A 22,946-nucleotide genomic window follows, 5' to 3' on the forward strand; every position below is an offset into this window, starting at 1 on the left:
GGTTGGGGGGGGGGGGGGGGGGGGGGGGGGCCCGGCCGGGGGGGGGGGGGGGGGGGGGGGGCGGAGTGCGGCCGTATGGGGCACCGGCTCACTCGTCCGTACGAGCCGGGGGGCCGGCCCCTGGGGGGTGTGGTTACCCGCCGGACGTCCATGTCCCCAGCGCCATCTCGGCGGTGATGCCGGGTCCGAATCCCGCGAGCAGCCCACGCTGCCCGTCGCGGGCCGACGCCTCGTCAAACATCCGCGCCAGGGCGTCCAGCACCACCGCGCTGGCGATGTTGCCGTACTCGGTCAGCGTCGCGCGGCTGAACCGGAACGCCTCCGGAGGCACATCGAGGAAGCGGCACAGGTCGTCGAGAATGCGTGGACCGCCGGCGTGGACGATGTAGAAGTCCAGGGCGCCCGCGTTCCAGTGCTGCTGTTCCGCGACGGCGCGCAGGGCCGGGGCGAGGGGTTCCATGGTGCCGGGCACGCGCTTGTCCAGCTGGAAGTGGAATCCGGTGGACCGGATCGCGTACGAGATCCAGTCCTCGGTGTGGGGGATGAGGTAGGAGCCGTTGTGTTGCAGGCGGACGCCGGTGCCGCCGCTCCCCCGGACCACGGCGGCGGCGACCGCGTCGCCGAACAGGCCGTTGGACAGCAGCGAGCCCACCTCCAGGTCCGTGGGCTGGTAGCACAGGGAGCAGAACTCGCAGGCGACGAGGAGCACATTGGCGTCGGGGTAGGCCCGGCAGAAGTCATGCGCCCGGTTGATGGCGGCACCCCCTGCCGCGCAGCCCAGTTGGGCTATCGGGATCTGCCGTGTCTCGGACCGGAAGCCCATGGTGTTGATGAGCCACGCGGTCAGCGCCGGCATCATGAAGCCGGTGCAGGACACATAGATGATCAGGTCGATCTGCTTCGGCTCCAGCTCCGCCTGGTCGAGCGCCTTGCGCACCACGCCGGGAACCCGGGCCTTGGACTCCTCTTCGTAGACGGCACTGCGGGCATCCAGCCCCGGGTGTTCCAGCACCTTGTCGATCGGCTGGATCAAATGCCGTCTGACCACGCCCGTGTGCTCGATGAGCCGGAGCACCTTTTTGAGCTGCAGGTGGTCGTAGTGCAGCTGTCGTGCCAGTTCGAGAGTGTCGTCCCTGGTGATGATGTACTCAGGGACCGCTATCGCCGGTTTGCACAGAACCGCCATGGGTTGCACTCCTAGCAGACTGTGGTCCGCTCGATGCGGTCCCCGACTCTGGCATACGGGTCGTGGGTGGCCGACGGTCCGGGAGAGACGCGAGCGGGCCAGCCGTCGAAGGATGAACTCTCCCTGCGCAGGTGGGTTCTCTTGCGGGTGGATCAGCTTTACGGGCAACGGTACGGCAGTCGGGTGACGTCCGCATGCCGCTGCCGCGGGTGCGCCACCGTCACCAGATGACCGGCAGCGCCATCGGATAGCGCCAGATCGAGGTCTCGTTCCAGCGCACCTCATCGGCCGGCTTCGCAAGTTTCATCTCGGGGAAACGGTCCAGCAGGGTGCCCAGCGCCACTTCCATCTCGGTGAAGGCGAGCGGGGCGCCCAGACAGTGGTGTCCGCCCCAGCCGAACGTCATGTGCGACGTCTTCTCGCGGTCCAGATCCAGCTCGTCGGGCCGGTCGAACTTCCGGCCGTCCCGGTTGGCCGTCAGATAGGAGACATGCACGATGTCCCCTTCCCGGATCGTCACCCCGCTCAGTTCCACGTCCTCGAGGGCGACGCGGGGAATGCCGACGCCCTTGCGGAACGGGATGAACCGCAGCATCTCCTCGATGGCCTGCGGCAGTTTCTCCGGGTGGGAGCGCAGCATGGCGAGCGCCTCGGGCCGGGTGAGCAGGGTGTAGGAGAGGTTGCCGATCTCGTAGGTGGTGGTGTCCTGGCCGGTGATGAGCAGGACCATGGCCATGACGGTCAGTTCCCGCTCGTCGAGGATCTCGTCGCCGTCGCGGGCGGTGGCCAGGGCGCTGATCAGGTCGTCCCCCGGGTGCGCGCGCCGGTGTGCGGTCAGCGTCGCGAAGTACGCACGCATATCGGCCTTGGCCCGGACGGCGTTGTCCCGGTTGTCGCGGCTGGTGTTCATCATGGTGCGGGCGTGGCCGCGCAGCTGTGCACGGTCGGCCTCGGGGATGTCGAGGACCTCGCAGATCGTGGTCAGGGGCAGCGGGGACGCCAGATTCTCCATCAGGTCGCCGGGCGGGCCCTGCTCGGCCATCCGGTCCAGCAGACCGTCCACCACATGCTGGGTGCGGGCCCGCATACGGTCCAGATGACGCGGCGCGAACGCCTTGGACACCAGGCTCCGCAGCCGGCTGCTGGCGGGCGGGTCCATCACGTTGATCGCCTCGTCCTGGACGATCGGCTCGGGTGTCATCCGGGGGAAGTCCCGGCCGATGACGGCGTGCCGGCTGAAGCGCCGGTCGGTGGTCACCGTGCGCACGTCCTCGTACCGGGTGACGAGCCAGGCCTCGCCCTCGCCGTACGGCAGCCGGATGCGGGCGACCGGTTCCTCGGTCAGCAGGCGCTTGAGCGTCGGATCGAACTCAAGGGCCTCGGCGTAGTCGAAGGGGCAGTTCCAGACGTTCGTGCCGGGTTCCATATGCGCTCCCGAGGTAAGGGGTGACCAGCGGATTCGCCGCCTGGGCAGGCAGGCGGGGCGCGACTGTCCGGCGGCGCGCAACTGCGGCAATCGGCCGGAACGGCGCCTTTCTCGCTCGCCAGCATGGCAGCCACGGCGGTGCGGGGCGGCTCGGCCGTCCGGTCCGTGGGCGGCGGGGTGCGGCTGCCGCGCGCTTGCGCAGCGGCGCACGGCGCCGCACGGGCGGCGGGCGCATTGCGCCACTTGGGTGACGGGCGGATCCCCGCCGATCGGCGGCGGTACGGTCTGCGACGGCCCCACCGGGGTACAAGGAGCCGCATGCGAAAGGTGCTGACCCGTCTCGACCGGCTGGCCTTCGTCCGGATCGCCTCGCGCGAGTGGCCGGGCGCCCAGCGCGTGCTGCCGCGGCTGTCCCGCAGCGCCAATCACGGACTGCTGTGGTTCGGTGTCGCGGCCGGCGTCGCCGCACTGGGCGGCAGGCCCGGCCGCCGGGCCGCGCTGCGCGGAGTGGCCTCGCTGGCGGTGGCGTCCGCGACGGTGAACACGCTCGGCAAGCGTTCCGTACGGCGCGCGCGGCCGCTGCTGGACGCGGTGCCCGTGATACGGCAGCTGCACCGCCCGCCCCTCACCTCCTCCTTCCCCTCCGGGCACGCGGCCTCGGCGGCGGCCTTCGTCACCGGGATCGCGTGCGAGAACAAGTGGTGGGGGCTGGCGCTGGCGCCGGTCGCCGTGTCGGTGGCGTTCTCCCGCGTCTATACAGGGGTGCACTATCCGGGCGATGTGCTGGCGGGGGCGGCACTGGGAGCCGGTGCCGCGTTCGCCGTACGGGGCGTTGCGCCGACCCGCGCCCAGTTGGCGCCGCCCTCCCCCAGACTCCGTCCGGGGGGACCCCCATGCCCGCGCGCGCAGGCGCCCGCGCTGCCCGGCGGGCGCGGTCTGGTGGTGGTCGCGAACCAGGGCTCGGGGCAGCGTTCCGGGCCGCGCCCCGACCGGGCGCAGGAGCTGCGCCGGGTGCTGCCGCAGGCCGAGGTCATAGGGTGCGGCGGGCCGGACGCGCGGCCGCTGGAGGACGTCCTGGAGGAGGCCGCCGGACTCGCCCGGCAGCGGGGCGGGGCGCTGGGCGTGCTGGGCGGGGACGGCACCGTCAATGCGGCGGCGACGGTCGCCGTACGGCACGAGCTGCCGCTGGCGGTGCTGCCCGGCGGCACCCACAACCACTTCGCGTACGACCTGGGGATCGAGACCTACGCGGCGGCGGCGCGCGCGGTGGAGACCGGTGAGGCGGTCGCCGTGGACCTGGCGCGTTTCCGGGCCGGCCCGCACCACGAGGACCGGTACTTCCTCAACACGTTCTCCCTCGGGGTGTATCCGGAGCTGGTGCGCATCCGCGAGCAGTGGGCGCGCCGCATCGGCGCCTGGCCTGCCGGGGTGCTCGCGGCGTGCGAAGTGCTGCGCACCGCCGAGCCGTTGACCGTCGAGATCAACGGCAGGCGGCGCGCGGTGTGGCTGCTGTTCGTCGGCAACTGCCAGTACCGGGGGCTGGGGTTGACGCCGGTACGGCGGCACGACCTGGCGGACGGGGTGCTCGATGTACGGGTGGTGCACGGCGGCCGGCTGGCCCGTACCCGGCTGCTCGCCGCGGCCCTGACGGGCAGCCCGCACACCTCCCCGGTCCTCGGCGAGGCCCGGCTGCGCGGTCTGCGGATCGGCGGCCTTCCGGAGGGCACCACGCTCGCCTTCGACGGCGAAGTCGCTTCATTTCAGGGCGGGTTGACGCTGGAGAAGGAGAACGAGGCATTGACGGTCTATCGCCTGCTGCCCGAGTGAGGCGCCCGCCTCCCGGCCGAAGGCGTGACCGCATCATGAGACGGGACTCTCATGATGCGAGATCGCTGCGTACGGTGTGATCAGTGCGCGGGAGGGCGTCGCCCGTACCACGGCCATGCCCGCACCGCGCGCCAGGTGTATTGACCCGTACGCCCCCGGTCACGCGAAGGAGCCGACCATGCCCCAGGAATCCGCCGTCTACACACACGGCCACCACGAGTCCGTACTGCGCTCCCACACCTGGCGCACCGTCGCCAACTCGGCCGGATACCTGCTGGATTCACTGCTGCCGCACATGCAGGTCCTGGACATCGGCTGCGGCCCCGGCACCATCACCGCCGACCTGGCCGCACTGGTCCCGGACGGGCAGGTGACCGGCCTGGAGTACGCGCCCGGTGTACTGGACCAGGCGCGCGCCACGGCCGCCGCACGCGGGGTGACGAACGTCCGCTTCGCGGTCGGGGATGTTCACGCGCTGGACTACCCGGACGACACCTTCTGTGTGGTGCACGCCCATCAGGTCCTGCAGCACGTGGGCGATCCCGTGCAGGCGCTGCGCGAGATGCGCCGGGTCACCAAGCCCGGCGGGATCGTCGCCGTCCGGGATTCGGACTACTCGGCCATGACCTGGTACCCGGCGGCCGACGGGATGGACGACTGGCGGCGGCTGTATCTGCAGGTCGCCCGCGCCAACGGCGGCGAACCGGACGCCGGACGCCGACTGCACGCCTGGGCACGGCAGGCCGGCTTCGACCCGTCCGCCGTCACCGCCACGGCGGGCACCTGGTGCTACCACACTCCGCAGGAGCGGTCCTGGTGGAGCGAACTGTGGGCGGAGCGCACGGTCTCGTCGTCGTACGCCCGGACAGCGGTGGACGGCGGGCACGCCACCGCCGAGGAACTGGCGGGAATCGCGCGGGCGTGGCGGGAGTGGGGCGCCCACGAGGACGGCTGGTTCGGCATCCTGCACGGTGAGATCTTGTGCCGGGTGTGATCACGCTGCGCGCCGCCGGGGTGCCCAACTAGGCTGGCCTGTATGGACATTCTGGGGACCTCACTGCGGGTATGCGTCGGCGACCTCGATGCGGCGATCGGCGTCTATGAACGGCTCACCGGTGCCGAGGCCATCCGCTTCCAGCGCGGCGGCGTGGCCGTTGCGGCCGTCGGGTGCTTCTTCCTGATGAGCGGCCCCGAGGCGGAGTTGTCGGTGCTGCGGAAGATCGCGGCGACCATCGCCGTCAAGGACGTGGACGAAGCGGTCACCGACCTCACGGCGGTCGGCGCGGACATCATCGCGGGTCCGCTGCCGACCCCTATCGGCCGCAACCTCGTCGCCCGCCATCCGGACGGCTCGATCTTCGAGTACGTCGACCGGAGGCAGGACGCCGGAGAGGGCGCGTAGCAGCACCCGCAACGGGCCTGCGGGCAGGGCGCGCAGGGCCGACGGGTCCCGGCGGCCGGGTGGCGACCGTCCCGGGTCCCGTCGGCGGCTGCGGTTGAGGGACCGGTACCGGTATCGGCGTCGGTATCGGCGTCAGGAAGACACCTCCAGCACGATCTTGCCGCGGGACCGCCCCGACATGCTGCGCTTGACCGCGTCGGCCGCCTGGGCCAGCGGGAACACCGCCTCGACCGGCACCGTGAGCTTCCCGGCGTCCGCGAGATCGCCGAGCGCCGTCAGGTCGTCGGCGTCCGGGCGCACCCACACCATGTGGCCGCCCTTCGCCTTGACCTCGCCGTCGGCGATGGACACCAGCCGGCTCCGGTCCTTGAGGAGCTCCTGCGACACGTCCAGGACGCCGTCGCCGACGAAGTCCAGGGCCACGTCCACGCCCTCGGGCGCCAGCGCCCGCACCCGGTCGCCGAGCCCGTCACCGTACGTCACCGGCTCGGCGCCCAGGGACCGCAGGAAGTCGTGGTTGCGCTCGCTGGCCGTGCCGATGACGCGGCTGCCCTGGGCCACCGCGATCTGCACGGCGAGCGAACCGACACCGCCCGCGGCGGCATGCACCAGGACCGTCTCGCCCTGCTTCGTGCCGACCCGCTTGAGCGCCTGATATGCCGTCAGCCCCGCGAGCGGCAGCCCCGCGGCCTGCTCCCAGCTGAGCGAGGCGGGCTTGCGCGCCAGGGTCCGTACGGGCGCGGCCACCAGCTCGGCGTACGTGCCGTGCTGCACCTCGTCCTTGCGGACATAGCCGATGACCTCGTCACCGACCGCGTACTCGGGGGCGTCCACGCCGACCGCCTCGACCACGCCCGCCACATCCCAGCCGGGGATCAGCGGATAGTGGGCATCCATCATCGCATCCAGATAGCCCCCGACGATCTTCCAGTCCACGGGATTGACGCCGGCCGCCCGCACCCGGATCAGGACCGAGTCGGGACCCACCTTCGGGTCGGGCTGGTCGGTGTATTCGAGGACCGAAGGGCCCCCGTAGCTGTTCACGCTGATTGCCTTCATGGTTGGTTACAACGTGTGACGGCCCGGGATCATTCCACGGTCACGCGAAAATTCTCCGAATGGCCTACGGGCACGGCATCACCACGGGTTTCCGGGCGCCGGTCCCAGGGGTCCGAGGGGGGCGGCCGGCCGCGTCACACCGGCCGCATCCGGAACTCGTACCGCTGCGGCAGCGGGTGGTCGGCGCGGGCCTGTGCGCGGACGGCTTCCGTGACCGGGCCCGAGCCCGCGACGAGGTGTTCGGCGATGGTGTACCAGGTGTCGCTGAGGGTCTCGTCGCCCTCACGGAGGTCGGCGATCTCGAAGCCGGCGTCGAAGATCGCGCGGGCCGCGGCCGGTTCGCCCTGGGCGAGCAGGACCTGGGCGGTCAGCAGCCGGAACCGGCCGTCGGCCAGGTCCTCCTGGCGCAGATGTGCCAGCAGGTCGCAGGCCTCGTCGGCGCGCCCGACGGCGAGCAGCGCGGGGACCGCCTCCCGGGCGAGCGCGGGCAGCACCGACCGCCAGGTGCGCGCGGACGCACCCTCGGACGCCAGGGTCCCGGCGAACCGGGCCGCGCAGCCGAACGCCTCCGCGTACCGCTCGGCGGCCCGTACCGCTTCGCCCGCCTCGGACTCGGCGACGGCCAGGCAGTACAGCGGCAGGGCGTCCAGCGACAGCCGGCCGCCACCGGCCGCCAGCGCGCGCTCCCAGCTGCGTACGGCCTGGGCGCGGTCACCGGCATGCCACTGGGCCAGGCCCAGGTGGTAGTCCGTGGCCGGGCCCGGCAGCGCCGACTCCAGCAGATCGCGCCAGGCGGGCGCGACCAGCGCCGGGCCGGGAAGGGGCCCTTCGGGCGGCAGGTCGCCGGTCTTGAGGAGGGTCAGCCAGGGCCGCTGGGCCGGGCCGAGGGTCGCCGCGTCGAACGGGGTGCCCGGCAGGTCGAGCCCGGCACGGGCCACTTCGAGTGCGCCCCAGCCGGAGCCGGTGGTCAGCGACTCCTTCGGTTCCTGGTCGGCGTACGGCCGCCAGGCGGCGTATGCGGCATCGATGTCCGCCCGCGGCAGCGCCGCCTCCAGCCGGTCCGCGACCTCGCCGCGCGCCGCGCGCCAGTCGTCGCCGTGGACCGTCGCGGCGTCGGCGGCCAGCGGCCCGTAGGCCTCCAGCCACGCGAGCTCGCCGCCGGCCTCGAGCGGGACATGCTCCAGCTGCGTACGGGCCACCCCGGCCTGGATCTCGGCATAGCCGCCGGTCCCCGGCTCGGTCAGCCACTCCTGCCAGCGCCGTCCGGCCCGCCCCGCGCCCCACAGGAAGAGCTTGCGGCCGCGCAGCGTGTCGGTGGAGGTCTGGACGAGGCCGCGGCCTTCGTCGTCCAGGGAGGCGATCCAGCGGCGGGCGGCCTCGGGGACGTCGTAGAAGTAGTCGGCGGGGGACGCGCTGCGGAGGGGGTAGGTGCGGTCGGCGCCGTCGCAGTCCGGTACGGGGACCCTCCGGAGGGTCCGCTCGTAGCCGATGGGGGCACCTCCCATGCCCTTAAGGCTATGGGGGAACCAGGCCTCGTCGGCGGGGGCGAGCACGCGGGTGCCCGCGCCCTCCGGGACGGCGGTGTTGGACCACCAGTAGACCGGCGCGGTGTGGTGGTGCGGATTGCGGATCCGGACGCCCACGTGGAGGAAGTCGGACCCCTCGGGCAGCCACAGGTCCACTTGGAAGGGCAGATCGCGCAGCGGCTCCCACTCCCACAGGCGGAGCATCTCCCCGCCGTCCGGAGCCGGGACGCGGGCGGCGTGCAGCGGGGCGCAGGCGAGGGTGGTGTGCCCTGTGGCGCCGATGTTCCATTCGATGCCGCCGGAGAACCAGGCACCGTTGAGGGCGAAGGCGGCGGGCTGGAACACCGGGTTGCGGTAGAGGAGTTCACGGTCGGTGGGCTTGTGGTACAGGGAGTACACCCGCCCGCCGAGGCCTGGCAGGACGGTGGCGCGCAGCCGGTCGTTCTCGAGGACCAGCGCGTCGAGGTCGGTGGGGCGGCGCTCGCGGCCGTAGCCGTCGCGCAGCCGGGCGGGCAGGACCGAGCGCAGCTGCCGGTAGCCGATCTGGCACGCCATGTCGGCGGGCAGTTGGGCGTTCCGGGGGATCTCGATTCGGTGCAGGTCGCGGCCGGCGCGCAGGGCCGGAAGCGGGTTGTCCGGGCCGATGGGGGCGGCGGGAAGGGTCAGGGTGGTGCGTCGCACACTCGTGGCCACGGCTGCCTCGCAGGGTTGGACCGGCCACCTCGGCTCCGGCGGCCTCCTGTTGACCATGGAACCCTGTCAGCGCCCTTGTGAACAGGGCTTCTTGCGGCAGCCGGGGTCAGGGTTGCGCAAAGAGTCCGGGATGTGCACTGCCGCCTCGGGGAGTTCGGTGAGCGGCGCGGCGGCCGGAAAAAGGGGAGGCCCCGGGCGGATTCGTCGCCGTACCCTGTCGCTGCGGCCCGCCGACGCAGGGCAGGCCACCAGCACACGGCAGAACGGAAGACGGCACCGATGGCGACGACCCAGCACACCTACCGAGTGATCGTCCGCGGCAAGTGGGACGGCCTGACGGCCGGGTGCCGGGCGAAGCTGCTCGCCGAGGTGGACGACCACGGGCTGGCGCAGCTGCAGTTCACCCCCGAGGGCTCGCTGGCGTACGACACCGCCCTGCACTCCTTCACCTACCGCTATGTCATCGTCTCCGACGCCGCCGACGGCGAGGAGATGGCGGCGGCGCTCGCCGAGGACAAGGCGGAGACCGCGCTCAAGGAGGCGGGCCTCGGCTACCGGGAGCTGCGCTCCTCCGCCACCGACATGGACACGATGAAGGTCAATCGCAAGGGCCGGTGACGCTCTTCGTCCCGGAACTCGCTCGCTCGTTGAAGCGCAGGAGGTTGCCGAACGGGTCGGTGAGGGTGAGCGAGGTGCCGATCTCGTCCTGTTCCAGCCCGGGGCGCAGGTACGGATAGTCCTTGGCGGCCAGCTCGGCGTGCAGCGCGCGTACCCCGGCCAGCTCCGTGTAGATCGTGGAGCCGGGGGTCGCATCGCCGTGGTGCTCCGACAGATGCAGGACGAGGGCACCGCGCGAGACCTGCGTGTACAGCGGCGTACGGGGCGCGAAGCGGTGCTCCCAGTCGACGGTGCAGCCGAGGTAGTCGACGTAGAACTCATGGGCCTTGGCGATGTCGAAGATCCGGAAGACGGGGACCGTGCGGCCGAAAAGGGCTCGTTCGGCGCCGTCGTTGGTGAGCGCCCAGCGTTCGTGGTCGCGCCAGGCGCCGTCGAGGAAGAGGAAGTCCGGGGAGAAGCCTTCCCGCCGGAAGCCGGCGCGCCGGACCAGGGCGAGGGAGGCGGTGTTGGCGGGCTGGATGTTGACCTCCAGCCGGTGCAGGCCCAACTCCTCGAAGGCGTGGCGCAGTACGAGCCGCAGGCCCTCGCTCATCAGCCCCCGGCCGGCGGCGTGGGCGAAGGCTCCGTAGCCGAGGGCGCCGCAGCCGAAGGCGCCGTGCACGATGTTGTTGATGGTCAGATAGCCCGCGATCCGGCCGCTTTCGTGCTCGCAGATCAAGAAGCCCTCGCGCTGCGGCTCCTGCAGCCGCAGCAGGTAGCTGTCGTAGTCGGCGTCGGTGGCCGGGGGGAACAGCCAGGGGTGGTGCAGCCGGGTGCTCTCGCGCGCCAGGGTGGTGAACTCGTTGCGGTCGGCGGCGGTGAACGGGCGGATGCCGACGCGGGGGCTGCGGGCCAGGTAGTGATCGCTGGACGTCATCGGGCGATCGTACGGAGGACGGCGGGGGCGGGCCAGCCGAAAACGGCGGGGCGGGGGCGGGCCCGCCGCCCTCACCTCCACACCGGCGCATCCGTCCCGCACCGCCCCGGCGGCGTCGCCCAGGTGTCCGGCCCGCCGTCGAACGAGACCGGCGGCAGGGCGTACCGCAGCCGCCCCACCGGGCTGTCGGTGTCGCGGAGCCAACGCCCGGCGTCGTAGCCCGCCTCGGCCGCTCCCGGCGGGCCGTCCGCCCGCTCTTCTCCCCGCAGCCCGTGCACCAGCCATCGCGCCGTACGGGCCAGCGCCAGCGTCGCCACGCCGGAGCCGCCCGCCCGCGCCCGCTCGGTCAGCCCCCGCAGCACCGCCGCCGCCAGCAGATATCCCGTCCCGTGGTCCAGCGCCTGCGCGGGCAGCGCGCCCGGCTCGCCCTCCTCGTCCGCCTCGATCGCGGCGATCCCGGTGGCCACTTGGACCAGGCTGTCGAAGCCCCGGCGGCCGCCCCAGGGGCCGTCGTCGCCCCAAGCGGAGAGGCGGGCGACGACCAGCCCAGGACGGCGTTCCACCAGGGCCTCGGGGGCGAGGCCGAAGCGGTCCAGGGCGCCCGGACGGTAGCCGGTCACCACGACGTCCGCGCCGGCCAGCAGCTCCTCGAAGGCCGTACGGCCCGAACGCGAGCCCAGGTCGAGGGCGGTGGAACGCTTGCCGAAACCGGTGTCGCAGTGGGCGTCCTGACTCTCCGGCAGCTGTGGCGCGTCGATGCGCAGCACGTCGGCGCCGAGCAGCGCCAGGGTACGGGTGGCGACCGGCCCGGCGATCACTCGCGTGAGGTCCAGCACCCGCAGCCCGGCGCAGGGCAGTGAGGGGGCGCCGGCGAGCGGAGGCAGAGGGCGGGGCGGGGCGCCGTCGCCGATGCGGTCCAGGGTCAGCAAAGGGTGCGCGGCCACCGCGCGGCCCTGGCCGTGGGCGTCCCATTCCTCGGGGGTGCGGGCGGCGACCGCCAGCCCGCCCGCCGCATGGACCGTCGCCTCGATCTCCTCGGCCCGGCGCCCGGCGAGTTCGGCCGCGGTCTGCGCCGCTCCGGCCGCCTCCGGGAGGCCCAGCGCCTGCAGCAACCGGGCACGGTGGTGCGGGTAGTTGGCGTGCGTGCGCACCCAGCCGTCGGCGGTAGGCCAGAAGCGGGAGAGCGGGGCGAACACCGAGGGCGGCCGGCCGTCGATCCGCAGGTGCCGCTCGCTGACGAAGGCGGTGGCCACCGCGCCGTCGTCGACCCGAACGGCGGGCACCGGGCCGCCGTCCCGCTCGGCCGTCAGCTCCGCCGCGGCGAGGGCGCAGACCGCGACCGTGGTACGGGCCAGCGCCATCACCGGGAGCCGGGCCGCCGGGAGACTGGGCGGTCCGCCATACGCGATGCGCCCGGTGAGGCCCGGCTCGCCGCCGAGAAGCGCCCAGGCCAGGTCGGTACCACTGTGCTGTCGTAGCTCCATACCCGGCAGTGTGGCACCGGGTGCCACCCACCGGCCGGCGGGGCCCACCGCCAGCAGGGCCCACCGCTATGCCGCCGCCCGCGCCCGCTCCCGGTCCCCTGCGCTCGGCGCCGCCAGCGCGAGGCGGCGGTGCGTGCGGCGCAGCATCAGGCGTGCCATGAAGGGGTGTACGCGTCGGACGAGGGCGAAGTAGAGGCGGCCGGCGCGATGGTGGGTGCGGACGACCGTACCGAGTGTGACCTGGCCGTTCGCGAGGAGGACAGAGGCGCGGAAGTCCAGATGGCGGGCGTCCTTGCCGAGCAGGATCTCTCCGTCCGCGCGCCCCACGACCGGGAAGGACGCGCCGCGCAGCACGCCCTCCCAGGCCGCCGGGTCGGTGGGCATGCCCGGCAGCAGCGCCATCTGCCAGGCGTCCTGGAAGTCCGTACGGGGGAAGGCACTGCGGGCCAGCCGCGCCTCGGCAGGGAGCGCGACGGCCTTGGGCCGGTCCCACAGCAGGCGGTTGAGGAGCCGTACCCGAGGTGTCCAGCGGGCGGGTGTGCGGGCGAGGCGTCCGGTGGCCGCCCGTTCGATGTTGTCGAGGAGTTCCTCGACGACGGTGCGGTGCGCGGGCCGTATCGCCGCGTACCACAACAGCCTTTTCCGGAAGCGGGGTTGGTCCTCCAGGACGTGTTCGACGCGGCAGCTGCCGGGGTCCAGGGGGTGCACGGTGATCTCGTGGAAGCCGGCCGGGCCGGGGGTGAAGTCGAAGCGGATCCGGCGGCCGGGCTCGTGGGCGGCGACGCGGTAGCGGACAAAGCCGTGCCCGCCGTCGGCGCCGACACCCAGCGGCCGGTCGAAGCGCATCGACGGCCAGGCGGGCACCGGGAAGACCGGATCCGGGTCGCCGGCGACCCGGTCGATCAGGGCACCGACGGCGTCGGCCGGGGCGCCGACGGTGCGGGCGTGGACATCACGGACGGGACGCGTGGAGCGAAACGGGCGCAGCAGACTCATCCAGCACCTCCATACGGTGGCGTATGTTTGACCGTACGGTAGCGTATGGTCATGGCGCAACAGCGAGCACAGCACCCCCGTGGCACCGGCCGGCGGCAGCGACTGACCGCCGAGGACTGGGCCGATGCCGCGCTGGCGGCCATGGGCGAGGGCGGACTCGCGGCGGTGGCCGTCGAGCCGCTGGCGACCCGGCTCGGCACCACAAAAGGCAGCTTCTACTGGCACTTCGCCAACCGGGACGCGCTGATCCAGGCCGCGCTGGAGCGCTGGGAAGAGGTCGCCACCACGGCCGTGATCGCGGAGATCGAGACGGAGTCCGATCCCGAACGGCGGCTGCGCACACTGCTCCTTCAGGCCACCGAATCAGCGGCCGAGGACCCCCTGGAGGTGTCGCTGCTGGCGACCGCGGCCGACCCGCGGGTGGCGGCCGCACTCACCCGCGTGACCGAGCGCCGCATTGCCTATGTCGCCGCGCTCTTCGCGGAGTTGGGCCATACAGAGACCGAGGCACGGCGCCGCGGCCTGCTCGCGTACAGCGCCTTTCTCGGGCACACCCAGCTGGGCCACGCGGTGCCGCAGGCGCTGCCCACCGGTGCCGCACGCACCCGCTATCTGGACTCGGTGATCGACACGCTACTGGGCCAGGGGGGCTCAACGTGACGGAACCCGGGGCCAGTTGACCCGAAATGGCCGAACTGCGCATAGACATACACCGTACAGAGGCATGAAGTGGGGATCGGGATCGGCGGGCCGACCGCTCATCCCGCACCACGAGCAACTCGAGCCCCTCGTATGGGAGGCAGTTCGATGACCGAGGCAACGACCGGGATACCCCCGGCCGAGACATCACCGGCCAAGACACCACCGGCCGAGGCAGTCACGTTCCCCCAGGACCGCTCCTGTCCCTACCACCCACCCACCACCTATCAGCCACTGCGCGAGGCGGGCCCGCTGTCCCGCGTCACCTTCTACGACGGCCGCCAGGTATGGGCGGTCACCGGCCACACCGAGGCGCGGGCGCTGCTGACCGACCCCCGGCTCTCCTCCGACCGGCAGAACCCGGCGTTCCCGGTGCCGCTCGAGCGCGCCGAGGCAATCCGGCGGGTCAAGTTCCCGCTGATCGGCGTGGACGACCCGGAGCACAACACCCAGCGGCGGATGCTGATCCCCAGCTTCAGCCTCAAGAGGACCGCCGCGCTGCGGCCACAGATCCAGCAGATCGTCGATGATCTGCTGGACCGGATGCTGGCCCAGGGCCCGCCCGCCGAGCTGGTCTCGGCGTTCGCGCTGCCGGTCCCCTCGATGGTGATCTGCGCGCTGCTCGGCGTTCCGTACGCCGACCACGAGTTCTTCGAGGAGGAGTCGCGCCGGCTCCTGCGCGGCCGTACGAAAGAGGAGACGGAGCAGGCCGACGACAACCTGGCGGAGTACTTCACCGCGCTGATCGCCCGCAAGGAGAAGGCACCGGGCGACGGGCTGCTGGACGAGCTGATCGCCGACCGGCTGCGGGCCGGCTCCCTCGAGCACGGGGAACTGGTCCGGATGGCCATGATCCTGCTGCTCGCGGGCCATGAGACCACCGCCAACATGATCTCGCTGGGCACCTTCGCGCTGCTGGAACACCCCGAGCAGCTGGCCCGGTTGCGGGCGCGGGACGACCTGATACCGGCCGTGGTCGAGGAGCTGCTGCGGTTCCTGTCGATCGCCGACGGCCTGCTGCGGGTGGCGACGGAGGACATCGAGATCGGCGGCGTGACCATCCGCGCCGATGACGGCGTGGTGTTCCCCACGTCCCTGATCAACCGGGACGGTACGGCGTACCCGGCGCCGGACGACCTGGACTGGAGCCGCAGCGCGCGCCATCACGTGGCGTTCGGCTTCGGGATCCACCAGTGCCTGGGCCAGAACCTCGCCCGTGCGGAGATGGAGATCGCGCTGCGTTCGCTCTTCACCAGGATCCCGGACCTGCGGCTCGCCGTGCCGGCCGCCGAAATTCCGTTCAAACCGGGTGACACCCTGCAAGGCATGATCGAGCTGCCGGTGGCCTGGTAGATGCCACCGGTGACAGCGGACGAGCGAAAGGGGTCCGGGATGCGGATCGCCATTGACCAGGACAGCTGTATCGGCGCCGGGCAGTGCGCCCTGACGGCACCGGGGGTGTTCACCCAGGACGACGACGGCTTCAGCCAGGTACTGCCCGGCCGCGAGGACGGCGCGGGCGACCCGCTCGCACGGGAAGCCGCCCGCGCCTGCCCGGTTCAGGCCATCACCCTTACGGACGCCTGAGCGCCCCCACCGGCGCCGGCTCCCCACCGACTTCTTTCTTCCTACGGCATCCACCCCATCCGCTACCGCACCACCGCACGACCGCACCACCAGGCCTCACGGGAATTACCCCAAGGTCCCCTGGGTGACGGGAAGTTCGAGGACACCGGTGTCCTCGGGCGCGCTGGTGACCGTCACCGGCTTCACTCCGCGATTGCCCGCATAGGCGGTGTCGCTCGCGGCGATCACCAAGCGCAGGCGGTGCCCCTGCTCGTAACGGTGCACCATGCCCGGGAGTTCCACGGTGAACCTCCGGGTCACATCGGGCACCCGGGCCGGGGCCACCAGCCGGTGCACCAGCGTCCTCGTCCCGTCCGGCGCCACGTCATAGAGCTTTGCGAAGAGCACCAGCTTGTCGGCCGCGTCCGAGGAGTTCTGCACCCGCTCGGTCTTCGGCGAGACCACCTTCAGCGTCACCCTGGGCACGCCCACCACATCCACCGGCCCGCCCGCCACCGGGGCGGACGTCCAGTCCAGATAGGTGCCCTTCATGTCGTACGGGGCGGGGTCGGGCAGTCCGAGCAGCCCGGCCAGCGAGCTCTCCGAATGGCTGGTGGGCAACAGCCCGTTGCGGTATTCCCGGCTGCCGCGCGCCACCTTCTTGCGGTGGCCGACGAGCTTGCCGTCGCCGGAGAGATACAGCTTCTGGCCGCCGTCGGCAGGGACGGTGCGCGAGGTGGCGTAGGTGGGCCCCTCGGCCACCCAGTCCCGGTAGTAGGCGAAGGCCGGTCCGGTGCCGGTGCCCTTCCGGTGGTGCAGATACCGGTCGAACCAGGCCAGGATCCGCTTCCCGACGTAACTGGTCTCCAGGTTCCCCTTCCCCAGGTCGAGTTCGCCCTTCACCGGGTTCTTCATGCCGCCGCTGTGGCCCCAGGCCTGCCAGATCATCTTCGTCGGGGTGCCCTGGGCGGCGAGGGTGCGGTAGGTGGCGGTGGCCTCGTTGAGGTTGAAGAGGGTGTCGGCCTGGCCCTGGACCAGCAGCGTGGGCGCCTTGACGGACTTCAGATACGAGACCGGGGAGACGCTGCGCGCGTACGCCAGCATGGTGGCGGTCCGGTCCGCCGGATACCTGCCCGAATCCAGCAGCCGTTTGGTCTCACAGGCCGGCGCAACGAAGTGCAGACAGCCCGCGCCGCCCCGCCGCGACGGGTCCAGGCTCGGGTTGAGCAGCCCCTGCGCCTCGCCGATCAGGAAGAACCCGTTCGTCCACTGGTACTTGTACGCGCCGGGCACCGGTCCGCTGACGCCCTGCGCACGGTCCGCACTGTTGGGGGCGAGGGAGTAGGAGAGGTCGTTCCAGGTGATGAGGGGAACGAGCGCATCGACGCGAGGGTCGACGGACGCGGTGGCCATCTGGATCGCCCCGCCGTACGAGCCCCCGATCATGCCGACCCGCGGGTCCCCCCTGCCGTCCTTGGTGACGTAGTCAACCCGCGTGCCGTCGTCGGCAGTTCGGGTCCCGGCCAGGAGGTCGACGAGCTGACTCGCCGCCCGGCCGTCGGCCTTGGGGTCGTCAAGGGAGATCGGGCAGCCGGACTTGCCGAAGCCGAGGCCGGAATAGGCCAGCGCGACATAGCCGCGGGCGGCAACGGCCTTGGCGGTGGCGTCGGTCGACCCGTCCGCCTTGCTGCCGCCGAAGCCGTTGGTGGTCAGTACGGCGGGCGCCGGGTGCGCGGCGTCGACGCCGGCGGGGCGGTAGAGGTCCGCGTCCAGGGTGCAGTCACGGTCACCGGCCCGGACGGTCACTTTCAGTGCGGTGACGGTATACGGGTCCGCGGCGGCCGCGGGGGCGGCCAGGACGAGGGGCGCGGCGAGGGCGGTGCCGGCCAGCAGGGCGAGGGAAGTGCGGAGTACGGGGCGGGACACGGCTCGGGACACGCTGTGCACGAATGACCTCCACAAGGGCAGCCGTACCAACCAGTCGGTAACGGCGCCTCATGGTGTGACACGAGTAACGAGGGTGTCAACGCTCCTGACAAGAGTTATTGGCAGGCCGTCAGATCGGATCGCCAGGGGACCAATTCGGCGCAGGACAGGACCGGTTCGGTGCCGGACGGGACCAGTTCGCCGCCGTTCCGGCCGGCTCTCCGAGAAGCCGAGGGAGGTCTCGTTGGCCTGCGCACATCCCCGTGGTCCGGCGGGAGTTCAGGTCAGCGCCGGCGTGTCGAAGGTCAGGGTGCCGGTGGCGGCATCCAGCTCCGCCGGTACGCCGAGCGGCAGCGTCAGCGCCGAGTCGCCGTGCCCGAACCCGAACTCCTCGGCAACCGGCACCCCGAGCCCGCCCAGCCGGTCCACCAGCGCCTCCCGCACCCGCGCGTAGGGACCGCAGCGCGCCCAGGAGCCGAGGACGATTCCGGCGACACCGTCCAGCCATCCGGCGCGCAGGAGCTGGGTCAGCGCCCGGTCGATGCGGTACGGCGGCTCCCCCACGTCCTCCAGCAGGAGCAGACCGCCCGCTGCGCCGGGCCTGGCGTGCGGGGTGCCCAGCTCGCCGGCGAGCATCGTCAGACAGCCGCCAAGGGTGATCCCGCGGGCCCGTCCCGGCACCAGCGGCCGGGACGACGCCGAGGTCACCGTACGGACCGTCTCCGGCGCGAAGAGCGTGCGGCGCAGCCCCTCCCGGGTGGCGTCGTCCTTGAGGAAGACCTCTCCGGCGGCGGCCGGGCCGTGCAGCGTCGCCACCCCGGCACGCACCGCGAACGCCTCGTGCAGCACCGTCACATCGCTGAAGCCGATGAGTGGTTTGGGGGCGGCGGACCGGATGGCGTCCCAGTCCAGCAGGTCCGCCATCCGCTGGGCACCGTAGCCGCCGCGCGCCGCGAACACCGCCCTGACGGACGGATCGCACCACGCCTCCTGGAGGTCGCGGGCGCGCTCCTCATCGGCGGCGGCGAGATAGCGCAAGGTGGCATGGGTGTCGCGGACATGCGGGGCGGCCACCGGGTCGAGGTCCCAGCCGCGCAGCACGTCCAACCCGCAGTCGAGCCGCTCGGGCATGATCGGTCCGCTGGGCGCGACGACCGCCACCCGGTCGCCGGGCCGCAGCCGCGGCGGACGGACCGGCGCGGCAGCGGGACCGGCGGCGGTCATGTACGGAGCTCCAGTGCCGGGATGTCGTCGCGCGTGATGCCGAAGGTCTGGGAGTAGAGGGAGAGTTCGGCCTCCAAGGCACGCACGATGGTCTCCGCGCGGCGGAAGCCGTGGCCCTCGCCGGCGAAGGTGAGATAGGCGTGCGGTATGCCGCGCCCGGCGACCTCGGTGAGGAACCGGTCGCACTGCACGGGCGGGCAGATCACATCGTCCATGCCCTGGAGCAGCAGGAACGGCGCGGCGATCCGGTCCGCGCGGTGCAGCGGCGAGCGCTCGCGGTAGCGCTCTGGGACCTCGGCGAACGGGCCGACCAGCGACTCCAGATACTGCGACTCGAAGTCATGGGTCTCGCCGGTCGCCCAGCCGGCCAGGTCCAGGATCGGGTAGCTGATCGTGCCGCAGGCGTAGAGGTCGGTGGAGGTGAGCGAGGCGCCGGTGGTCCAGCCGCCGGCGCTGCCGCCGCGGATCGCCAGCCGGGCGCGGTCGGCGCTGCCTTCGTCGGCCAGCGAACGGGCCACGGCCGCACAGTCCTCGACGTCCACCACGCCCCACTGGCCGCGCAGCCGCTCGCGGTACTCCCTGCCGTAGCCCGTCGAACCGCCGTAGTTGACCACGGCGACGCCGATGCCGCGGGAGGTGAAGTAGGCCAGCTCCAGGTCGAGCACCAGCGGGGCGTGGCCCGTCGGGCCGCCGTGCGCCCACATCACATAGGGCGGCAACTCGCCCTCGGGAGCGGCGAATTCGGGGTTGTGCGGGGGATAGACATGGGCGTGGATGTCCCGGCCGCCGGGGCCGGTGAAGGTCCGGGGCTGCGGACGGGGGTAGTAGGCCGGGTCGACCGCGTCGACGTGCCGGGCGGCGATCACCCGGGTGCGGCCGGTGCAGGCGTCCAGCTCGACGATCTCGTACGAGCTGTGCGGGCCGGCGGCGATGCCGATGACGCGGCTGCCGTGGACGGCGAGGGCGGGGGCCCACTCCGTCCAGGGGCCCGCCGAGTCGACCAGCTCGCCGGAGACCGGGTCGAGGATGCCGAGCGTGCTGGTGCCGCGGCCGTGGATGGCGGCGAGGGTGCCGTTCTCCAGGGGCAGGAACCAGCGCTGCCCCACGTTCCACAAGGGCCCGCCGAACTCCTCCTGCCGGGCCGGGCACAGGCCCCGGCTCGCCACCACCCCGTCGTCGGCCGTGTCCGGGTCGATGCTCTGCAGCTCCCACCACCCGCCGACGTCGGAGACGAACAGCAACGAGCCGTCGGCGGCCCATTCGATCTGCGCGACGGACTCGCCGGCCCCGCCGCCGCCCGGGGAGGCCGGGCCGAGATCGCCGACGAGCGGGCGGACGTCGGCGAACTCCCCCTTGGCGGTGATCCGGGCCAGCATCACCAGCGTGCCGTCCCACGGCATCTGGGGATGGTCCCAGGCGATCCAGGCCGCACGGTTTCCGTCCGGTGAGACCCGCGGGCCGGTGACGAACCGATGCCGGTCATCGCTCAATTCCCTTACCGAATCGCGGTGTTGGGCCGCCGATCCGTCCAGCGGTACGGCGGCGAGCACCCTGCGCACATCTGTCGGCCGGTCCCCGGTGAACTCCTCCAGCACGCACCACACCTCGCCGAGCTCCGGGCGCAGTACGGGGTCGACCCAGCGCAGGCCGTCGCCGACCTCCGACAGCGGGGTGAGCGGGCGCGGGGCGGCGCCGGTGCCGGGTTCGTAGGCGTACAGGCGCTGGTCGGCGAAGTTGCTGAAGACGACGAGCGGTCCGTGTGCGGTGACCGTTCCGGCCCAGGGCTGGCCGCCGTACTCCAGCACCCGGCTGCGGACGTTCCAGGGCGCGGGCAGCACCGACTCCACCGCGCCGTCCGGGAGTCTGCGGACCAGCGCCCGGCGGCCGCCCTCGGCGGGCCGCGGCTCCGTCCACCAGACCTCGTCGCCGACCACACCGACGAAGGCCGGGCGGCCGTCGTGGGCGGCGACCGTCCGGGACTCGACCGGGGACTGCCAGGCGCCGTAGGGAGCCGTGGTCACCATGCTGCTGTTCCTCCTCTGCCGGACACCACCGGGTGCCTGCCCCATGCGTGCCGTGCCTGTCGTAGGCCTGCTCATAGGCCTGCCCTGCTCCTGCCGTGATCCCTGCCCCGGGGTTTCCCCGGCCCCGCCCCCGATTCCTGTCCTAGGCCTGTCTCAGGAAATCGTCGAGCACGCGCACACCGAAGTGCAGGGCCTCGACCGGGACCCGTTCGTCCACGCCGTGGAACAGTGCCTGATAGTCGAAGCCCGCGGGCAGCTTGAGCGGTGAGAAGCCGTAGCCGGTGATGCCCAGCCGGGAGAACTGCTTGGCGTCCGTGCCGCCGGACATGCAGTACGGAACGACATGCCCCTGCGGGTCGAACCGCTCGATCGAGGCCCGCATCGCCGCATACGTCGGGGAGTCCACCGGGGCCTCGAGCGCGACCTCGCCGTGGTGGTGGTCCCAGGTGACCTCGGGTCCGGTGAGGGCGTCCATGGTCGTACGGAACTCCGCCTCGCCACCGGGGACGACCCGGCCGTCCACATAGGCGACGGCGCTGCCCGGGATCACATTGACCTTGTACCCGGCGGCCAGCATCGTCGGGTTGGCGCTGTTGCGGACCGTCGGCTCGACCAGTTTGGCGCACGGGCCGAGCTTGCTCAGCAGCGCGTCCACGTCGAAGTCGGGCGAGTCGACATCGATGTCGATCTCGTGCAGCGCGGCCAGCTCGCGCAGCGCGGCGCGCACGGTCGGGGTGAGCCGGACCGGCCAGGTGTGCTCACCGATCCGGGCCACGGCGGCGGCCAGCCGGCTGACGGCGTTGGCGTGATTGACCTTTGAGCCGTGGCCGGCCTGCCCGTGGGCGGTCAGCTTCAGCCAGGCCGTCCCGCGCTCCCCCGCCGCGATCGGGTACAGCCGCATACCGCCGCCCGCGTGGAAGGTGAACGCCCCGGACTCGCTGATGCCTTCGGTGCAGCCCTCGAAGAGGTCGGCGTGGTGGTCGGCGAGAAATCCCGAGCCGTCGTGGGCGCTGGCCTCCTCGTCCGCGGTGAAGGCCAGCACGATGTCCCGCCGCGGGCGGACTCCCGCGCGCGCCCACTGGCGGGCGACCGCGAGCACCATCGCGTCCATGTTCTTCATGTCGATCGCGCCACGGCCCCAGACCACCCCCTCCCGGACCTCTCCGGAGAAGGGGTGCACGCGCCAGTCGGCGGGCTCGGCGGGCACCACGTCCAGATGGCCGTGCACCAGCAGGGCATCGGCTGCGGGGTCCGTACCGGCAATGCGGGCGACGACGTTCGTACGTCCCTTGGTGCGCTCGAGCAGCGTCGGTTCGAGCCCTGCCCCGGCCAGCCGCTCGGCGACGTACTCGGCGGCCGGGCGCTCCTGGCATGCGCCGTCACCGGCATTGCTCGTATCGATACGGATCAGCTCGGAGGTGAACCGCACCGCCTCGTCAAGGGCCTGCTGGTCAGCCATATTGTTCCTCCACGGCGGACGAGACGACGGTGGTGACCGCCTTGAAGCACCGGATGGCTTCATACATGTTCTGACTGGTATACGCGACGCGGCGCTCTCCGCTGCGCTCCACGCCGGGGACGCACGTCGCCGCGCCCACCAGATGCTCGGCGTCGAATTCCATCTCGAAGCGGTACGGCCCGCGCCGCACCGGCTCGTGCCGCACGGCCAGTGCCGCTCCCGACTGCGCCCCGGCCCGGATGTCGGCGGCCGTACGGGCCGGGGGGCGGCACACCGCGGCATAGCGCGAGACATAGTCCTTGACCGCCACCCCGGGCGCGTCCGGCGCATACCCCAGCGCGTCCTGACAGGTCCGGTCGTCACCGGTGACCAGCACCACCGGCACGCCGTATTCGGCCACCACAAGGGAGTTGAGATGGCCCTCGCTCGCCCGGGTGCCGTCGACCCAGACCCCGGTGAGCGAATTCGCCAGATACGTGTGCGCGAGGACCCCTTCGGCGCCCGCGCCGGTGTGATAGCCGACGAAGGCGATCCCGTCGACATCGCCGTGCTGGACGCCCTCGACCATGCTCAGTGACTTGTGCCGCCCGGTCAGCATCTGGGCCCGCTCGTCGAGCTGCTCCAGCAGCAGATTGCGCATCGTCCAGTGCGCTTCATTGACGAGCACCTCATCGGCCCCGCCGTCGAAGAATCCGGCGATGGCCGCATTCACATCGGAGGTGAACATATGCCGACAGCGCTCCCACTGCGGCGTCCCCGGCAGCACATCCGCGGGCCAGGTCACGCCCGTTGCGCCTTCCATGTCCGCGCTGATCAGGATCTTCATGCCTCGTCACGTTACGCGGCCCCGAACACCCCGGCCAGGCCTGTGGATAACTCCGGAGGTCCAGACCGGTGGAGGTCTACCCGGGTGGC

The 22,946-nt window shown here is 72.3% G+C and carries 18 protein-coding genes and 2 pseudogenes; 7 read left to right on the top strand and 13 right to left on the bottom strand.

Going from position 1 to position 22,946, the window contains the following annotated elements:
- Positions 1 to 133: 133 nt before the first annotated feature.
- Both AB0D04_RS25565 and AB0D04_RS25570 read right to left on the bottom strand, forming a co-directional pair.
- Positions 134 to 1,186 carry a type III polyketide synthase gene (locus tag AB0D04_RS25565; RefSeq protein WP_362707531.1) on the bottom strand — a complete coding sequence of 351 codons (1,053 nt, stop codon included), beginning with the start codon at positions 1,184 to 1,186 and terminating at the stop codon, positions 134 to 136.
- Between the two features lie 220 nt (positions 1,187 to 1,406).
- Positions 1,407 to 2,612 carry a cytochrome P450 gene (locus AB0D04_RS25570; protein WP_362707534.1) on the bottom strand — a complete coding sequence of 402 codons (1,206 nt, stop codon included), beginning with the start codon at positions 2,610 to 2,612 and terminating at the stop codon, positions 1,407 to 1,409.
- Positions 2,613 to 2,930: 318 nt separating this feature from the next.
- Between AB0D04_RS25570 and AB0D04_RS25575 the strand changes: the two genes are divergently transcribed.
- From AB0D04_RS25575 to AB0D04_RS25585, 3 genes are all read left to right on the top strand, one after another.
- Positions 2,931 to 4,439: a phosphatase PAP2 family protein gene (locus tag AB0D04_RS25575; protein WP_362707536.1), complete on the top strand. Its 1,509-nt coding sequence runs from the start codon at positions 2,931 to 2,933 to the stop codon at positions 4,437 to 4,439.
- 178 nt (positions 4,440 to 4,617) lie between these two features.
- Positions 4,618 to 5,433 carry a class I SAM-dependent methyltransferase gene (locus tag AB0D04_RS25580; protein ID WP_362707539.1) on the top strand — a complete coding sequence of 272 codons (816 nt, stop codon included), beginning with the start codon at positions 4,618 to 4,620 and terminating at the stop codon, positions 5,431 to 5,433.
- 42 nt (positions 5,434 to 5,475) lie between these two features.
- Positions 5,476 to 5,841 (top strand): VOC family protein, encoded by a 366-nt coding sequence (locus AB0D04_RS25585; RefSeq protein ID WP_362707541.1) that lies wholly within the window; start codon positions 5,476 to 5,478, stop codon positions 5,839 to 5,841.
- Positions 5,842 to 5,973: 132 nt separating this feature from the next.
- On the opposite strand, the gene AB0D04_RS25590 is transcribed toward AB0D04_RS25585, so the two are convergent.
- Both AB0D04_RS25590 and AB0D04_RS25595 read right to left on the bottom strand, forming a co-directional pair.
- A complete protein-coding gene (locus AB0D04_RS25590) occupies positions 5,974 to 6,900 on the bottom strand; it encodes an NADP-dependent oxidoreductase (protein WP_362707543.1) in 927 nt (308 codons plus the stop codon).
- Positions 6,901 to 7,034: 134 nt separating this feature from the next.
- On the bottom strand, positions 7,035 to 9,119 hold the full coding sequence (locus tag AB0D04_RS25595) for a DUF5107 domain-containing protein (RefSeq protein ID WP_362707546.1): 2,085 nt from the start codon (positions 9,117 to 9,119) through the stop codon (positions 7,035 to 7,037).
- 279 nt (positions 9,120 to 9,398) lie between these two features.
- On the opposite strand from AB0D04_RS25595, the gene AB0D04_RS25600 reads away from it, so the two are divergent.
- A complete protein-coding gene (locus AB0D04_RS25600; RefSeq protein ID WP_362707548.1) occupies positions 9,399 to 9,737 on the top strand; it encodes a DUF6204 family protein in 339 nt (112 codons plus the stop codon).
- Here the strand turns inward: AB0D04_RS25600 and AB0D04_RS25605 are convergent.
- The 4 genes and pseudogenes from AB0D04_RS25605 to AB0D04_RS25620 form a co-directional block, all read right to left on the bottom strand.
- Positions 9,718 to 10,101 (bottom strand): annotated as a pseudogene (locus AB0D04_RS25605) (glyoxalase superfamily protein); the annotation flags it as partial. The gene AB0D04_RS25600 and the pseudogene AB0D04_RS25605 overlap by 20 nt on opposite strands.
- A 30-nt stretch (positions 10,102 to 10,131) precedes the next feature.
- Positions 10,132 to 10,653 (bottom strand): annotated as a pseudogene (locus AB0D04_RS25610) (GNAT family N-acetyltransferase); the annotation flags it as partial.
- A gap of 71 nt (positions 10,654 to 10,724) precedes the next feature.
- On the bottom strand, positions 10,725 to 12,137 hold the full coding sequence (locus AB0D04_RS25615) for a CoA transferase (protein ID WP_362707550.1): 1,413 nt from the start codon (positions 12,135 to 12,137) through the stop codon (positions 10,725 to 10,727).
- A 66-nt stretch (positions 12,138 to 12,203) separates the two neighbouring features.
- Entirely contained in the window at positions 12,204 to 13,133 is a 930-nt protein-coding gene (locus AB0D04_RS25620) for a DUF2867 domain-containing protein (RefSeq protein WP_362707553.1), read from the bottom strand.
- A 45-nt stretch (positions 13,134 to 13,178) separates the two neighbouring features.
- Between AB0D04_RS25620 and AB0D04_RS25625 the strand changes: the two genes are divergently transcribed.
- The 3 genes from AB0D04_RS25625 (at position 13,179) to AB0D04_RS25635 (ending at position 15,419) form a co-directional block, all read left to right on the top strand.
- A complete protein-coding gene (locus tag AB0D04_RS25625; protein ID WP_362707556.1) occupies positions 13,179 to 13,793 on the top strand; it encodes a TetR/AcrR family transcriptional regulator in 615 nt (204 codons plus the stop codon).
- Between the two features lie 147 nt (positions 13,794 to 13,940).
- Positions 13,941 to 15,185, top strand: coding sequence for a cytochrome P450 (locus AB0D04_RS25630; protein ID WP_362707559.1), 1,245 nt, complete (start codon positions 13,941 to 13,943; stop codon positions 15,183 to 15,185).
- Between the two features lie 39 nt (positions 15,186 to 15,224).
- On the top strand, positions 15,225 to 15,419 hold the full coding sequence (locus AB0D04_RS25635; protein ID WP_362707561.1) for a ferredoxin: 195 nt from the start codon (positions 15,225 to 15,227) through the stop codon (positions 15,417 to 15,419).
- Between the two features lie 105 nt (positions 15,420 to 15,524).
- On the opposite strand, the gene AB0D04_RS25640 is transcribed toward AB0D04_RS25635, so the two are convergent.
- From AB0D04_RS25640 to AB0D04_RS25660, 5 genes are all read right to left on the bottom strand, one after another.
- Positions 15,525 to 17,336, bottom strand: a complete 1,812-nt coding sequence (locus AB0D04_RS25640; RefSeq protein WP_362707643.1) for a CocE/NonD family hydrolase — start codon at positions 17,334 to 17,336, stop codon at positions 15,525 to 15,527.
- 267 nt (positions 17,337 to 17,603) lie between these two features.
- On the bottom strand, positions 17,604 to 18,548 hold the full coding sequence (locus AB0D04_RS25645; RefSeq protein WP_362707564.1) for an LD-carboxypeptidase: 945 nt from the start codon (positions 18,546 to 18,548) through the stop codon (positions 17,604 to 17,606).
- Complete coding sequence (locus tag AB0D04_RS25650) at positions 18,545 to 20,572, bottom strand: prolyl oligopeptidase family serine peptidase (RefSeq protein WP_362707565.1); 2,028 nt, start codon at positions 20,570 to 20,572, stop codon at positions 18,545 to 18,547. The genes AB0D04_RS25645 and AB0D04_RS25650 overlap by 4 nt, the downstream gene beginning before the upstream one ends.
- A gap of 142 nt (positions 20,573 to 20,714) precedes the next feature.
- Positions 20,715 to 22,031 carry a M20/M25/M40 family metallo-hydrolase gene (locus AB0D04_RS25655; RefSeq protein WP_362707568.1) on the bottom strand — a complete coding sequence of 439 codons (1,317 nt, stop codon included), beginning with the start codon at positions 22,029 to 22,031 and terminating at the stop codon, positions 20,715 to 20,717.
- Complete coding sequence (locus AB0D04_RS25660) at positions 22,024 to 22,857, bottom strand: M55 family metallopeptidase (RefSeq protein ID WP_362707570.1); 834 nt, start codon at positions 22,855 to 22,857, stop codon at positions 22,024 to 22,026. The genes AB0D04_RS25655 and AB0D04_RS25660 overlap by 8 nt, the downstream gene beginning before the upstream one ends.
- Between the last annotated feature and the right edge of the window lie 89 nt (positions 22,858 to 22,946).

Source organism: Streptomyces sp. NPDC048483 (assembly GCF_040651455.1).
Classification (GTDB): domain Bacteria; phylum Actinomycetota; class Actinomycetes; order Streptomycetales; family Streptomycetaceae; genus Streptomyces.